This window comes from Desulfovibrio gilichinskyi, from assembly GCF_900177375.1.
Classification (GTDB): domain Bacteria; phylum Desulfobacterota; class Desulfovibrionia; order Desulfovibrionales; family Desulfovibrionaceae; genus Maridesulfovibrio; species Maridesulfovibrio gilichinskyi.
The window spans coordinates 370,769-386,353 of the sequence record NZ_FWZU01000005.1 but is presented as its reverse complement, the minus strand read 5'-3'; the positions used below and the strand labels follow the sequence as shown (position 1 = coordinate 386,353).

Sequence of the window (15,585 nt, the reverse complement as noted above, 5' to 3'; positions counted from 1 at the left end):
TAAATCATTGATGCAAAATACCAATAAAAAACCTCTCTCAATTAATTGAGAGAGGTTTTAATTTATAAGCTGTAAAATGATAGTACTAATTTCTGTGGAGAGACTAACTTAAGCAACATGCTCCCGAAAAGCCTGAACAGTATTGATAAGTAACTGTGCAATAGTCATAGGCCCAACTCCTCCGGGAACTGGAGTCATTGCGCTGGCAACGCCTTCAAGCGCAGCGTAATCGCAGTCACCGACCAAGCCGTCATCAGTGCGGTTGATGCCTACGTCAACAACTACTGCGCCCTGTTTCACCATGTCTTTGGTGATAAATTTAGGAATGCCGATAGCGGCAAATACGAAATCCGCGCTCTTAACTTCTTCCGCCAGATTTGCGGTGCGGGAATGACATACAGTTACGGTGGCATTTGCAAAATCACCATACTGCATCAGCATCATGGCGAGAGGCTTGCCAACGATATTTGAACGGCCAACTACTACCGCTTTTTTACCGGAGGTAGGCAGGTTGTAACGTTCGAGCAGAGTAATAATTCCGGCAGGTGTGCAGGAGCGGAAACCGGGCAGTCCCAGCATAAGCTTACCGACATTCATTGGATGAAATCCGTCGACATCTTTGCCGGGGTCGATCAGCTCTAGGCAACGCTGGCTGTCTAACCCTTTAGGCAGGGGAAGCTGAAGCAGAATGCCGTCAACTTTGTCATCAGCGTTAAGCTTTTTGATCAGATCTTCAAGTTCCTGCTGAGAAACTCCTCCATCAATGTGATGTGCAAAAGAAACAATCCCTGATTTTTCACAGGCTATTTTCTTGTTGCGAACATAAACTTCTGATGCGGGATCTTCTCCGACAAGAATGACTGCCAGACCGGGCGCTCTGCCGAATTCTGATTTAAGGGAATCTATTTCAAGCTTTAGCTCGCCGCGAATGGTGAGAGCTGTTTCTTTTCCGTTTAAAATTATCATAGTGTTCTCCGTGCTGAGGTGTTCGAGACACTGGTTCCATATAATACAAAGGGCCGGAGTGCAATTGCAGCCCCGGCCCCTTAAATAATCCTGTAAAACCTGCGAAAACCTAATCTTCTGGGAAGAATGCTTCGCGAAGAGCAGGTCCGTAGTAGATACCTTCATCTTCGAGATCTTCTTCAATGCGGAGAAGCTGGTTGTATTTAGCAAGTCTGTCACTGCGGCACAAAGAACCGGACTTAATCTGACCGGTATTGAGACCTACAGCGAGGTCGGCAATGAAGTGATCGCTGGTTTCACCGGAACGGTGAGAAACAACGGTGGTGTAACCGGCCTGTTTTGCAAGTTCAATGGTATCGAGAGTTTCAGTAACAGTTCCGATCTGGTTCAGTTTGATCAGAATGGAGTTACAAACGCCGCGTTCGATGCCTTCTGCAAGAATATCAGGGTTGGTAACAAATACATCATCACCTACGATCTGAATGCGTTCACCGAGGATTTCGGTGTGGCGTTCCCAGCCTTCCCAGTCGCCTTCTGCAAGTCCATCTTCAATGGAAATGAGCGGGAAACGATCGCAAAGATCAACATAGAACTCTGTCAGTTCATCAGATGTGAATTCTTTGCCTTCGCCTTTCAGCACGTACTTACCGTCTTTGTAGAATTCGGAAGCAGCAGCGTCAATTGCGAGAGCAATGTCATGACCGGGTCTGTATCCTGCTTGTTCGATAGCTTTGATAATGTACTCAAAAGCTTCTGCATGTGAATTAAGATTCGGAGCGAATCCGCCTTCATCACCGACTGCGGTGTTGTGACCGTCAGCAGCGAGAATTTTCTTTAAAGCATGGAAGGTTTCAGAACCCATGCGGAGAGCTTCCGCGAAAGTTTCAGCACCCAAAGGTACAATCATGAATTCCTGAATATCAAGGTTGTTAGGAGCATGCTCCCCGCCGTTAATGATATTCATCAAAGGAACAGGCAGCACTTTTGCGTTTACGCCGCCAAGATACTGATAAAGAGGAATTCCGAGCAGGTTGGAAGCAGCTCTTGCAACAGCCATGGAAACACCCAGCATTGCATTAGCACCGAGTCTTTCTTTGTTCTCGGTTCCATCAAGATCAATCAGCAGGTTATCGATAGCGACCTGACGCAATGCGTCCTGCCCTACGAGAGCTTCCGCGATTTCTTCGCGAACATTGGCTACAGCAACCTGTACGCCTTTTCCGCCGTAACGGTCTTCATCTCCATCGCGAAGTTCAAGAGCTTCGCGAGTTCCGGTAGATGCACCGGAAGGAACAGCAGCACGGCCGGTGGCTCCGGATTCAAGAACCACTTCTACTTCAATTGTGGGGTTACCTCTGGAATCAAGAATTTCTCTCGCCCAGACAGCTACGATAGTGCTCATGACATTTCTCCTTGAAAATAGATAAACATTACTTTTTCCGGTTTACTTCCGAAATGTCGGTAACAAGCTCCGACAATAACTCTACGACCGTCTATTCCTCAACGCCGAACCAGCTCATGCGGAGTCCATCCAAAAGGAGGGTAGGTTCCACACGGTCTATGGCACAGCATACTTCAGCTATTTTAGAGGCAAAGCCTCCTGTTGCAATGAGTTCAACCTCACCGCCCAAAGTATCACGTAATCTTTGACTCAGTCCCTCGACCATTGCGGCAAATCCGAAAATAAGCCCTTGGTTGAGGCTATCCGCAGTACTTTTTCCCGGCCTGACAACTGTTGATTCAAGCTCAAGAGTAATATGCGGAAGTTTTGCTGTCTCAGAAGAAAGCGCCTTAGTAGACGACATTACTCCGGGACAAATCAAACCACCCATATACGCGTTTCCGACAACACAATCAAATGTAGTCGCAGTTCCGAAGTCTACAACGATTATATTTTCGCTATCACTAATACAACGTCCTGAAAAGGCTGTCACAAGCCTGTCAGCACCTACTTCCCAAGGACGCTCGTACTTGTTTTCAATATTAAGTTCAATATCCCGCGGAACAAACTTCAAATCGCACGATAAAAATTTCTTTACGGCAGATTTCAAAATCGGATCCATGGGGGGAACGACAGACGAGACAGCTCCTCCGACAATATCCTGCGGAGCATATCCGGCTACGCGGCATATTTCAAGAAGTCTAAGTCCCCACGAATCTGATGTTCCGCCGGGATCGGTCGGCAAAACAAACGAAAGGCCGATTTCAGAGCGAGTCGAAAAACCTATTTTGGTATTAGTATTACCTACGTCAAAAAGTAAAATAGTTTCGGAATTCAAAAACTTCTCCTGAATACATACAAATTTGAATTATAGATAGTCAGAGCTGTACTCTATTACAGAATATTAACTCTTTAATTTTAAATAATCATCACAACAAAGCTACTTTTACGTCAATCAGGCAACCATTTAAGGTAACAACAAGCAGAAAAAATATTGCGCAATGATTTTCATAAGTCTGTTACCATAATCAACGGGAACTAGAAACATATAGCTGTAAATTCCTGAAACAGAGTTTACCGAACCAGAAGAAGCTACAGGTTGCGCCTACTTCATTCCGTAGCAGTAATCAAGGAAGATCACCTTATTAAAACATCACTTATTTGGGACAATAGGTTATATTTCTGATCAATGTACTCTTAAAGCTGTCGATGTTTGATAAAGAGAATATTGACTTGAATACAAATTAAAACTAACCATTAATAATCAATTAAAAATTATTTGATTAATTACCAAAAGCATTGCGGAGCGTAACCGTGACGGATAAAAAACTTCTTTCCATAGCAGAAATATCCCGCTTACTTGAAGTCCCGGAGTCAACTCTTCATTACTGGAAAAACAGATTTGCCCAGTATCTGCCGAGCACAGGCAGAAACAGGCAAAAACGTTTTAAGCCTGAAGCTGTTGAAATTTTTTCACTGATAGCATCCATGCTTAAGCAAGGGCATACTGCCGAAGATGTTATGGCTGACCTTTCCAGAAAATATCCGGTCAACGTTGCAATTGAACAACCTTCTCAGGATATTCCTCCGCAATCCTCTCCTGCGCAGTTTAAATCTATAGAGATGGAACCGGCTGTGCAAATGGCTGCCGCAATGGGAGCAGAAATAGCTAAATCCATAACTGAAGGATTAAAAGGTCTGCTTTCAAATATCACGCAAAGAGCTATCCCCGCCGAAGGTGGAATGGCCGATGAACTTCGTTGCGGCATGGAAAAGACAGCCAAAGATGTATGCGAACAGGGTGAAGACATTCAAGACCTGCAAAAAGAAAATATCTGCCTTAAAGATAAACTCTCCATAATGGAAGCTGAACTGGTTAGATTACGCAAGGACAGACGCGAACTTGAAAAGTTCCTTCTTGACAAGCTGAAAGCCGTAACTAAATAGCCTACAAGCAAGCCGTATTTGCTGCCATGATCATGACAGCAAGGCTTTCCACTTATTCTCACCATATCAGCCTTTCGACTGCTAAATTGGCAGTCGAAAGGAATTTAATTATTGGAGGAAAACTGATGACTGAACAGACAGAAAAATTTGAATTTAAAGCTGAGATAAACCAGCTTCTGGACATCCTTGTCCACTCCCTCTACACAAACCGCGAAATCTTCCTCAGAGAACTCGTTTCAAACGCATCCGATGCTCTTGATAAAATGCGCTTTGAAACCAATCGCGACCCAGCTCTTGATGACGAGATTGAACCTCAGATCAGCATATCCTACAACGAAGAAGCCAAATCTATCACCGTTGCCGACACCGGAATAGGCATGACCAAAGACGAAGTCATGGCTAATATCGGAACAATAGCTCATTCCGGCTCCGCGGAGTTCATCAAACAGGCCGCTGATACAAATGAGAGCCTCGACAGCCTCATCGGGCGTTTCGGTGTAGGTTTCTACTCCGCATATATGGTTTCTGACAAAGTTGTTGTCCGCACAAAATCTTTCAAAAAAGACGCCCCTGCTATTCAGTGGATTTCCGACGGAAAGACCAACTACGAACTGACCGTTCTTGATGAAGAACTGCCACATGGAACAACCATTGAAATCTTCCTGAAAGAAGACATGGTTAAACGTTTCGGTTCCGAAGACACCCTTAAAGGAATTGTCTCCAAGCATTCCAATTTTGTGTCTTTCCCCATCATGATCGGCGGTGAAAGAGTCAACACAGTAACAGCTCTCTGGCGTGAACCTAAATTCCAGATCAAACCTGAACAGTACGAAGAATTTTATAAATTCCTCACCTACGATCCTCAGGCTCCGATCAGCACACTTCATTTCTCCGTTGACGCGCCGGTACAGTTCAACAGCCTTCTTTTCGTGCCTGAAAAAGATCTCGATATATTCGGCATGGACCGCGACAATTGGGGGATTGACCTTTATGTCCGCAGAGTTCTGATTGAACGTCAGAACAAGAATCTGCTGCCTGAATACCTGAGCTTCATCAAAGGTGTTGTGGATACCGAAGATCTGCCTCTGAATATTTCCCGCGAAACTCTTCAGGACAATCTGCTCATCGGCAAAATCCGTTCAACAATGACTAAACAGGTTCTCTCTCAGCTTGAAAAAACTGCGAAAGACGACCCTGAAACATATGCAAAGTTCTGGAAAGCACACGCTAAAATATTCAAGGCCGGACATCAGGACTTCTTAAACAAAGATAAATACGCAAACCTGCTCCGCTTTGATTCATCCAAATCTGACGGTGAAGCTTTAGTTTCATTTGATGATTACATCGAACGCGTCAAAGAAGGACAGAAAGAAATATACTATGCGTTTGTTGCCAGCCGCGAAGCTGCCAACCTTAACCCGCATCTTGAAATCTTCCGCAACAAAAATATCGAAGTTCTTTACCTCTACGAACCGATTGATGAGTTCGTTATGGAAAGCCTCCGCGAACATAAGGAATTCACCCTTGTTTCCGCAGAGTACGCAGACCTTGAAAAGCTGGATAAATTTGAATCAGCTAAAAAAGAACATGAAGCTACACCTCTTAGCGAAGAACAGTCTAAAGACATGGACGCTCTTGCAGCAAAGATGAAAGAAGTTTTAGGCGAACAGGTCGCTGAAGTTAAAATATCCGAAAGACTGAGTGACAGCCCTTGCCGTCTGATCAGCCCGAACGGAGCAATGACTTCTTCCATGGAAAAAATCATGAAGGTCATGAACAAGGATACTTCTATCCCTACCAAGACCATGGAAATCAATGCAGACCATCCTCTGCTCCGTTCAATGCTTGAAATCTTTGAAACAAACCCCGATGATGAATTCATTGAACTTTCATCCAAACAATTACTTGAATCAGCACTCCTTCTTGAAGGATACCTCAACGATCCTCACGCTCTTGTCGGCAGAATTCAAAGCCTGCTCACCAAAGCCAGCGGATGGTACGCTGAACTAGATAAAAAGAACTAGCCCTTCCATATACCGGTTTAGATCTTAGGCCCTGATTGCAAGTTGCAATTAGGGCCTTTTTTTATCAGATGACAAAGTCCATATTGAACACAAAGTAAGGATAGGTTAGTATCATAAGGCTAAAGAAAAAAACCGGAATTATAGTTGATTAAAAAAGATTTTCAGAACAAATGAAAAGGGAATAACTTTACATGGACTTATCCGACTACCCTGACAAATTTAACCTTGAACTGGCCTTAACCCGTTTTGCCGGAGATCGTGAATTGCTAAACGCCGCAATTGCGATCTACAGGGAAGAAGCAGCTAAGCATTTAATAACTATTAAAAAAGCTATCTGCGAAAAGAATTGGGAAAAGGCGAGCATCTACGCCCACACCCTCAAAGGGGAATCAGGCGCGGTAGGCGCGATAAAAGCACATATTGAAAGTGACTTTTTAGAAAAAGCTCTCAGAAATAAAGAACTGACAAATATAGACGACATGTATGAACTAGTTGCGCAAGAAGTTTCAATTGCTCTGAAAGTTTTGCCATACGAATAAAATTTCGTGTACAGAAACAATTCTACTTGAAGATTCCTTCCGTTTTTTAACAGAATGTCATAACATGTAGTATTAATAATTTTTAGCTGAGAAACAAAAATGAAAACTTTCCTTATAATTGATGACGACCCTAAGATGCTGGATCTTCTCAAACACTATTTGAGAGATGAATCTGTAGAGATTCTAACGGCACTTGACGGTGAAGAAGGGCTGGAGCTGTTTAAAACAAACACAATTGATCTCGTCATCATTGATATTTTCATGCCCAATATGGATGGTATCCAAACAATACTTGAAATCAAACAAAAGAAGATAGAGAGCAAAATTTTAGTTATTTCAGGCGGAGGGGAATATACAGGACTGGAATACCTTAAACAGGCTAAAGCCCTTGGTGCAAAGGCAGCTCTGGTAAAACCTTTCTCTCAGGAAGAACTTTTAAAAACGGTCCACTCCATGATGGAATAAAAAAGAAACCGGACTTGATACAATATCAACCCCGGTTTAAATAAGTTCTATATAATCCTGAAATAATTTACACAGCTAAACTATGCAGATTCAAGTTCTGCTGCAGCTTTTTCTACAGATTCAACAAATTCACGTCTGGCCTGATAAATCTTTTCCGCAACATCGCTATCATGCAAAGCAATAATCTGAGCAGCCATCCATGCGGCATTCTTCGATCCGACTTTATCAAGAGCAAGAGTTCCGACTGGAAATCCCGGAGGCATCTGAACTGTCGCCAAAAGAGCGTCCATTCCGCCAAGTGGCGAGCCGCATATGGGTACGCCGAGAACGGGCTTGATTGTTTTAGCTGCCACCGCTCCTGCAAGGTGGGCGGCAAGTCCGGCAGCACAGATAAAGACCTGACACCCGTCGGCTTCAAAATCCTTCACAAGCTTCGCAGTCCTTTCAGGAGTACGATGAGCAGAAGATACAGTAAACACATGAGGAATACCAAGCTTGGTCAACAAATCTGAACAGGGTTGCATTGTGTCCCTGTCAGAGATGGAGCCCATAAAGATTGCTACTTTTACACTCATTTTTTAAAACCTTTATTTCCTATGTCACGACGGTAATACGCATCCTTGAACGAAAGCTTTGCTACCGCTTCATATGCACGAGCCTGTGCCGCGCCGAGGTCGGCCCCGAGAGCGGTTACACCCAGTACTCGTCCGCCGTTGGTAAGAGTTTTGCCGTCCTTGTAAGTAGTTCCGGCCTGAAAAACTTTTACACCATCAACCTGCTCTGCTTCTTCAAATCCGGTAATCTCCATTCCCTTTTCATAAGAGCCGGGATAGCCGCCGGCAGCCATTACAACACATAAAGTTGTTTCTGATTTCAGCTTAACTTCTACTTCGGAGATTCTGTTTTCAACACAAGCGAGCATAATTTCGGCAAGATCGCTGTCCAGACGCATTAACAGCGGCTGACACTCAGGATCACCGAAACGGACATTATATTCAAGGACAGAAGGACCATCAGGGGTGTACATAAGTCCGGCGTAAAGGATACCCACGAAAGGCTCCCCTCGGTCCGCCAGAAGTTTGAGTACAGGTTTGATGACCAGTTCTGCAGTTTCTTCATATTTTTCCTGTGGCAGAATCGGTGCAGGGCTATATGCGCCCATACCGCCGGTATTAGGCCCGGTATCGCCTTCGCCAACAGCTTTGTGATCCTGCGCAGAAGGGAGCAGTGCGTATTCTTCACCGGAACAAAATGCCAGAAAAGAAGCTTCTTCACCTTTAAGAGCTTCTTCAATAACAACTCTTTCTCCGGCAGAACCGAACTCTTTTGCGACCATCATTGCTTCAAGAGATTCAATCGCCTCTTCAACTGTGGAAGCAACCACAACCCCTTTCCCTGCGGCAAGCCCGTCAGCTTTGATGACTATCGGGGCACCTTTGCTTTCAACAAAAGCCTTAGCCCGCTCAAATTCTTCAAAAACCTGAAACGGAGCAGTAGGTACGCCGGAATCGCGCATAACCATTTTCGAGAAAGCTTTGCTGCCTTCAAGATTGGCGGCATATGCTCCGGGACCGAAACAAGGAATTCCTTCTTTGGCAAGGGCTTCTTTAATGCCGAGAACAAGCGGCAATTCAGGTCCGGCGACCACGAGATCTATTTTATTTTCTTTAGCGAATTTAACCAGTCCGGGTAAATCATCGTCCTTAATAGGAACGTTGGTCCCTTCCAGACGGGTTCCACCGTTTCCCGGTGCGATAAAAATTTCAGAAACTTTCGGACTCTGTCCAAGCTTCCAGGCAAGTGCATGTTCCCTTCCGCCTGAACCGACTATAAGTACTTTCATAATTTCTCTCTCCACTGATTAAGCTAGGGCTCACTTAGATAAATATCGGCATTTTGGCAAGAAAAGCACTGCGATTATAATCGCCGAGACACATTATTTTCAACCCGAATTAACAGTTTATCATAACGTCTGCAGCAATAACTCCGAGGACTTCTCCTTTAGCATTAAGAAAAGGACCGGAAACTGTGATGCAATTAGTCCCAGAAGCTGAAGACTTATAAGCATCTGAAATGTACAATGTTTTACTTTCAAGAGGGGCTGAAAACCAAGGCCTTTCAGACCAGTTTTTTCCGAATGAAGACTTGTCCTCAGCATACCCCTGCCCATGCCCGGAAATATTACTGACTGTCTGAACTCCGTTCTGATCGGTAATGTAAAGAAGTTCAAGAAACTGATTCCCGCGCACAACTTTTCTCATTGCGCGCTCCTGCAATTCTCTATTACGAGATAAAATATCAGGAGATTTAGCAAGCTGATTTATCACTTCCTGAACTTCACCGTTACCGACTAGCTGGAATACACCTATCATATCATCAAGATCGGATATGCGTCCACCAAGAACGGTAATAGACTCAGCGGCTCCTGACATAGCGTCATCAGTCTCATCTGAGATAGAATGAACTTCCGTAATTGCATCTCTTACAATATTACTGGCCTCTGCCTGCTGTACCGCTTCCTGCGCAATCTTACGGACCCTTTCAGAACTTTTTCCTGCAAGCGAAACTATTTCAACCAGAGCTTCACCAGACATGGAAGCAAGGTTGGAAGCTTCTCCGGCAAGCCCGGCAATGGAATCGACTCCGGCAATTGTCTGTTCAACATGTTTCTGGATTTTACCTATTTCCGCCCCTACGTCACGAGTTGCGTCCATAGTCTTTTCCGCAAGTTTACGGACTTCATCAGCGACCACAGCAAATCCGCGCCCTGCTTCGCCTGCTCTGGCGGCTTCAATTGCAGCGTTCAATGCCAAAAGATTTGTCTGATCGGCAATATCTGAAATAACATCCATAATATTACCTATTCCGTTTGCCTGAACTCCTAGACTTTCAACCAGCCCGTTTAATTCATTAGAATTAGCTAAAACAGACCCGATTGATGCGATAGTTTTATTAAGTACCAATTCACCGGATGAAGCCTGCTTTGCCGCGCTTTCAGCATCGTCAGCAGCAGCTTCCGCATTTCTGGCTCCCTGAGTTATGGATGCATCAATTTGCTCCATCGACGAAACAACCGAGGCCAGCAGCTCCTGCTGTTTGCCTGCGCCGGAGCGGGCGCGATTGGTAGCATCTCCCAGCAACGAGGATTCATTACGAATTCCTTCAACTGCGCTTTCAAGATTTTTGGAGGCAGACAGCAAACCTTTGCAACGAGCATCCTCAGCCTGCGCGCGAGCTTCATCAACAAGCCGGTATGCCTTAAGTTTTTTTTCTTTTTGTATCCTGTAATTCTTCTCGGTATCATCAAGCTTACATGTCAATTTTTTTACAAACTCATCAAGAACCGCCGCGTCCGGATATTTTTTCAATATTTTTTCAAAGTCATCATTAAATTTTTGTCCGCACGACAGACTCTTCATCCACTTATTAGTCAATTCGCAATCATTGCGAACCCGTGAACTTTTCATAAAATCTACAGCAAGAATAATTGCCAACGCTGCGGCTAAAATGCCCACTATAGACAAACCACTGCCGGAACTGAAATACTCAGGTAGAAACACTAAAAATAAACAGAGAACTAAAAACACCAAAGCATCTATGACCATGTGAGTCATTGTCTCAGAAAACATTAACAGCTCCTTTTAAGTAAAACCACCTCAAGCAAAACGGCATCTAAAATTCAAAAAATACTTTTAATAAAACCGCAAAACTTACTTCACGCTTGCAAGAGCGTAATCCAACGCACCTACTAATTCTTTCAAGTACTCTCGGTCTTCTATTTTACCGCACCCCGCACTTTCCACATGAAAGACATCAAAAACACTGTCTCCGGTGGTAGAAATTCTTGCCATGCGCAAATCAATATTCATTCGAGAGAAAGTTACAGCCATTCCATAAAGTATTCCGGAGCGATCCTGAGTTCTAACTTCAACTATGGTGCATAATTCACTGGACTCATTGTCCACCAGAATCTGAGTCGGAACATTTTGTAATTTTGCCTTAGTAAGCAGAGAATTTCTCTTTTTGTGCAATCTGTAATCAAGTGAAAGTCTACCGGTCATAGAATACATTATAGCTCTTTCCACCCGCGCCCAGATATCAGCAGGAGTTGTTTCCGCAGGAGGAGTTTCAACGGTAAAAATATTCACAGCGGTTCCATCTGCCCATGAAAAAATATCTGCGGAAAGGATATTTATTGAATGAAGAGACAAGGCTCCGGTCTGTGCGGCAAAAAGAAAATCCTGATCACGTGCGGAAATAACTATTTTCGTTCTGCCGTTACCGCCGTTTTGAGCTGCGCGGACAAGGTTAAGCCCCTTTCCACCCTTTCCTCCAGGTTTGCGGATAAGGTCTTTTTCATACGCACTGTTAAACTCTCTAACCTGCTTCATGTGGCATACAATTTCTTCCGGTTCTTCGCTCAAAAGATATCTGTCTGGCATTGCTTCAATCATTGACCTAGCTGTATCTCCAACCATCACCTCGGAAGCCAGAACCATAACCGCAGCTTTTGTTTCAGCAATTGTCTGAGCATTATCGAATTTATGCATGGATTCTTCAGCCAGAGCCTGATTAAGCCCTGAGTATAACTCTCTGAGCAAAGATTCGCTCCACGAGTTCCAAGCCCGCGGACCTGTAGCCATCGAATCAGCCATGGATAAAATAAAAAGGAGCTTGAGCCTTCGGAGCGATCCAACTTTGCCGGCAACTTCAAGTAGCGAATCGCCATCACTTAAATCAATGCGCCTTGCAGCTTTGATAAGTGATAAATGCTCCCGCACAAGAAAAACAACATCGTCCTTGAATGGTTCAGAAAAGGAAGTTCGTGACAATATTTCTGAGGTGATTTCGGCACCCCGTTCACTGTGAGCGCGTCCACCTTTTCCTATGTCATGGAAAAAAGCTCCGAGCATCAAAATATCAAAATCAGCAGGAGTCAGGCCGACCCCGTCAGGATTTTCCAGACCTTCAAATTCATCTCTGTATATGGAGCAACATTTCTGTACTGCGAGCAGTGTATGTCTTCCCGGCGGATAACGATGATATCCATCATACGGAATCAAAGCGGCAACTTTGGAAAATTCAGGCAAAAAAGAATCAAACAGACCGCTGTCGAGCATTTCAAGCGAAGTTCGCCAGCCGTATGGCGCTTCAAAAATTTTTATCAATAACGTCAGTGCGTCACCAAGGCTGATATCTATTTCGCTATTTATATTTGAAACAGCCCGTCTGGCTTCACGGGTTAAAGGATTACCTGTTCTGGATTTATGTTCAAAAAGTTCAAGTGCTGATTTTAAACTGATCGGCCCTGACCATTCTATAAACGTCCTCAAATCTTTAATAAAAGATTCCCGATAAAGGGCATCACCCATAGAGCGGACGTTTATCATTGCAGAGTGCAGTTTATTTAAAAGATCGTTACCACGCTTTGCCGGAGAATACCCTTTTACGCCGCAAAGCTCGGCCACATCTGCAACCCTTTCAATATCCAGACGATCCACTTTACGACCGGCAGTCAAATGCAGGGCGGAACGGGCTCGTATCAGCAATGCTTCACCATCTCGCAACTCATCAAGATCTTTTTCATTTAAGGGAGAATAGTTACCCTTTATACAGGCGCACCAATGCACAAACTGGACATCTCGAAGAGTACCCCATCCATTTTTAAGATCAGGCTCAAGGACCACCGAGTCCATCCCGACGCCCACAGTCTGACGGTTCTCCCACAGAGTATTGCAAAAAGAACTGCCTGCAACAGGAAGAACCTCTTCAGCAAATTTACTGGAAAGATTTTTATATAGTTTATTATTTCCGGCTAAAAAACGTAAATCCAGAAATGAAGCCAAGACCTTAAAATCTATTTTAGCAAGTTCAATATTCTGCTGAACAGTGCGAACGGCATGCCCGACATCAAATTTTAAATCCCACAAAGGGTGAAACAAAAAAGCCGCCAGACCTTCTAAAAGACTAACCTCAGACAAGTCTGTAAGTACCAGAACATCCAGATCTGAAAACGGGGAAAGCTTTCCTCTGCCGTAGCCGCCAACAGCCAACACACAAAGGTCTTCACAGTCAGAAAGAATCCCCTCTGCAACCGCTTCTGCAAGCCTCTCACTGAAATATCTGTCTACCAAGGCAGCCAAACGTTGTGAGAAATCATGCGGCATACTCTTAGAGCATGCCGCATGAAGAATATCTCTACCGGTACGAAGGTTTTGAGTCGCAGTCCCGAAACCTGACAAATTCGTCATTAAATAGCGTCCCGGCCAGTTTCTCCGGTCCTAATGCGCATTACTTCATCAACGGAAGTAACAAATATTTTCCCGTCACCGACCTTTCCCGTGAGCGCGGCGTCACGGATAGCTTCCATCACTTCAGGAACTCTTTCAGCTTCAACAACAATCTCAATCTTGGTTTTAACCAAGAAATCAACCTGATATTCAGCTCCGCGATAGACTTCTTTATGTCCGCCCTGACGGCCGAACCCTTTGACTTCGGTGACCGTCATACCTTTAAGGCCGAGTGCGGCAATAGCTTCTTTCACATCATCAACTTTAAACGGCCTGACTATAGCTTCTATTTTTTTCATAATTACTGCCCTCTTAAAATTTAGAACTGATAACCTGTTTCACTGTGTTCCGCGATATCAAGTCCGCTGGACTCAGCCTCTTCGTCAACACGAAGACCGCAAGTAGCATCAACTATTTTGAGAAGCACTAAGCTTACAACAAAGCAGTATCCCCAAGTGCATACTACAGACTCGATCTGAATCCAAAGCTGGGCCGGATTGCCGTAAAACATACCTTCAGCTCCGACACTTGCGAAAAGTCCGGTTGCAATGGCTCCCCATGTTCCGCCGATACCGTGAACACCGACAACATCTAGCGAGTCATCATACTTAAAGATTGATTTGAGTAAAATGCCGCCATAACAGATTATGCCGCCTCCGAATCCGATAATAATCGAAGCCATGGGGGTAACAAATCCGGCGGCAGGTGTAATAGCAACAAGTCCTGCGACAGCTCCGGACGCAGCTCCCAGAGTTGTAGGTTTGCCGCCATGAAAGGTTTCAACAAGCAGCCATCCGAGAAGCCCTGCGGCTGCTCCGAGATGAGTTGTTACAAAAGCATTTACGGCGATGCCGTTTGCAGCAAGAGCACTTCCGGCATTGAATCCGAACCAGCCGAACCATAAAATACCCGCTCCGAGCAGAGTCATAGGAAGATTATGCGGAATAAAGGACTGCTTTCCGTATCCTTTACGTTTCCCTATAACCAGACATGCTGCAAGTGCGGCGGCTCCTGAGCTCATATGAACAACAGCTCCTCCTGCAAAGTCCAGCGCACCCATTTTACTCATCCATCCGCCGCCCCATACCCAGTGGCACATAGGGGCATATACAAAAATTACCCACAATGAAGAAAATATAATCAGAGCCTTAAATTTCATGCGCCCTGCAAAAGCCCCTGTGATGAGTGCAGGCGTAATTACAGCAAACATCCCTTGAAAAACCATAAATAAAAGATGCGGCAGATTTGCTGCGGGGCTGTTTAAGGTATCAATCCCGACCCCGTTAAGCGCAAAAAAGTTAAGTCCGCCGATAAGTCCGCCGATATCCTCTCCGAAAGCAAGTGTGTAACCGATGACAGCCCATATGATTGAAACTAGTCCGAGCATTACAAAACTCTGCATAATGGTGCCCAAAACGTTTTTACTGCGCGCCATCCCCGCGTAAAAAAGCGCGAGCCCGGGCGTCATAAACATTACCAAGGCTGCACAAATAAGAATAAATGAAGTATCCGCTGCATTCATTTTCCACTACTCCCACTCATTGCGTTGTTTTACTATTTTTTACATTTATGTATTTTGATACACTCAAAAAACACATTATTTGCCATTTTTGAAAAAACTCCACCACAAAAAGTATATTTTAGATACACTAAGCACTCTCCGTGCCAAAAAAATACATTTTAGGACAGATTATACATATTTGAAATTTAATTATTATCAAAAATAGCAAATGCCGATAATATTCCACCAATAAAGCAAAACACAATATTCTTATAAAATTACACCATTATAATTACACCTATTGCTATAAAAACAATCAGAATTATTTTATACACGCCGGATGGGAAAAGTGTCATTATAACCCCGCATCGATTATAAGGAATGACATCAAACCACATGGTTGCAATTATAC

13 protein-coding genes are annotated in these 15,585 nt (G+C 44.2%); 4 read left to right on the top strand and 9 right to left on the bottom strand.

Going from position 1 to position 15,585, the window contains the following annotated elements; all coding sequences use genetic code 11:
• Positions 1 to 108: 108 nt before the first annotated feature.
• The 3 genes from folD to B9N78_RS15615 form a co-directional block, all read right to left on the bottom strand.
• Complete coding sequence (gene folD / locus B9N78_RS15625) at positions 109 to 966, bottom strand: bifunctional methylenetetrahydrofolate dehydrogenase/methenyltetrahydrofolate cyclohydrolase FolD (protein ID WP_085103951.1); 858 nt, start codon at positions 964 to 966, stop codon at positions 109 to 111.
• Positions 967 to 1,075: 109 nt separating this feature from the next.
• On the bottom strand, positions 1,076 to 2,368 hold the full coding sequence (gene eno, locus B9N78_RS15620; RefSeq protein ID WP_085103949.1) for a phosphopyruvate hydratase: 1,293 nt from the start codon (positions 2,366 to 2,368) through the stop codon (positions 1,076 to 1,078).
• A 91-nt stretch (positions 2,369 to 2,459) separates the two neighbouring features.
• Positions 2,460 to 3,245, bottom strand: coding sequence for a type III pantothenate kinase (locus tag B9N78_RS15615; protein ID WP_085103947.1), 786 nt, complete (start codon positions 3,243 to 3,245; stop codon positions 2,460 to 2,462).
• A 476-nt stretch (positions 3,246 to 3,721) separates the two neighbouring features.
• Here B9N78_RS15615 and B9N78_RS15610 point away from each other — a divergent pair, with 476 nt between their 5' ends.
• From B9N78_RS15610 to B9N78_RS15595, 4 genes are all read left to right on the top strand, one after another.
• Positions 3,722 to 4,354, top strand: a complete 633-nt coding sequence (locus tag B9N78_RS15610; protein WP_085103945.1) for a MerR family transcriptional regulator — start codon at positions 3,722 to 3,724, stop codon at positions 4,352 to 4,354.
• A 125-nt stretch (positions 4,355 to 4,479) separates the two neighbouring features.
• Positions 4,480 to 6,378, top strand: a complete 1,899-nt coding sequence (gene htpG, locus B9N78_RS15605; protein ID WP_085104132.1) for a molecular chaperone HtpG — start codon at positions 4,480 to 4,482, stop codon at positions 6,376 to 6,378.
• 191 nt (positions 6,379 to 6,569) lie between these two features.
• The gene (locus B9N78_RS15600) at positions 6,570 to 6,917 is read left to right on the top strand and encodes an Hpt domain-containing protein (RefSeq protein WP_085103944.1); all 348 of its coding nucleotides are present in this window, start codon (positions 6,570 to 6,572) and stop codon (positions 6,915 to 6,917) included.
• 99 nt (positions 6,918 to 7,016) lie between these two features.
• The gene (locus tag B9N78_RS15595) at positions 7,017 to 7,382 is read left to right on the top strand and encodes a response regulator transcription factor (RefSeq protein WP_085103942.1); all 366 of its coding nucleotides are present in this window, start codon (positions 7,017 to 7,019) and stop codon (positions 7,380 to 7,382) included.
• Positions 7,383 to 7,462: 80 nt separating this feature from the next.
• Here the strand turns inward: B9N78_RS15595 and purE are convergent, their stop codons facing one another.
• From purE to B9N78_RS15565, 6 genes are all read right to left on the bottom strand, one after another.
• A complete protein-coding gene (gene purE, locus B9N78_RS15590; RefSeq protein WP_085103940.1) occupies positions 7,463 to 7,957 on the bottom strand; it encodes a 5-(carboxyamino)imidazole ribonucleotide mutase in 495 nt (164 codons plus the stop codon).
• The gene (gene purD / locus B9N78_RS15585; RefSeq protein ID WP_085103938.1) at positions 7,954 to 9,225 is read right to left on the bottom strand and encodes a phosphoribosylamine--glycine ligase; all 1,272 of its coding nucleotides are present in this window, start codon (positions 9,223 to 9,225) and stop codon (positions 7,954 to 7,956) included. The genes purE and purD overlap by 4 nt, the downstream gene beginning before the upstream one ends.
• A 109-nt stretch (positions 9,226 to 9,334) precedes the next feature.
• Positions 9,335 to 11,011 carry a methyl-accepting chemotaxis protein gene (locus B9N78_RS15580; RefSeq protein ID WP_085103936.1) on the bottom strand — a complete coding sequence of 559 codons (1,677 nt, stop codon included), beginning with the start codon at positions 11,009 to 11,011 and terminating at the stop codon, positions 9,335 to 9,337.
• An 81-nt stretch (positions 11,012 to 11,092) separates the two neighbouring features.
• Positions 11,093 to 13,633 carry a [protein-PII] uridylyltransferase family protein gene (locus B9N78_RS15575; RefSeq protein WP_085103934.1) on the bottom strand — a complete coding sequence of 847 codons (2,541 nt, stop codon included), beginning with the start codon at positions 13,631 to 13,633 and terminating at the stop codon, positions 11,093 to 11,095.
• Complete coding sequence (locus B9N78_RS15570; protein ID WP_085103932.1) at positions 13,633 to 13,971, bottom strand: P-II family nitrogen regulator; 339 nt, start codon at positions 13,969 to 13,971, stop codon at positions 13,633 to 13,635. Before B9N78_RS15570 ends, B9N78_RS15575 begins: the two co-directional genes overlap by 1 nt.
• Positions 13,972 to 13,991: 20 nt before the next feature.
• Complete coding sequence (locus tag B9N78_RS15565) at positions 13,992 to 15,194, bottom strand: ammonium transporter (protein ID WP_085103930.1); 1,203 nt, start codon at positions 15,192 to 15,194, stop codon at positions 13,992 to 13,994.
• Between the last annotated feature and the right edge of the window lie 391 nt (positions 15,195 to 15,585).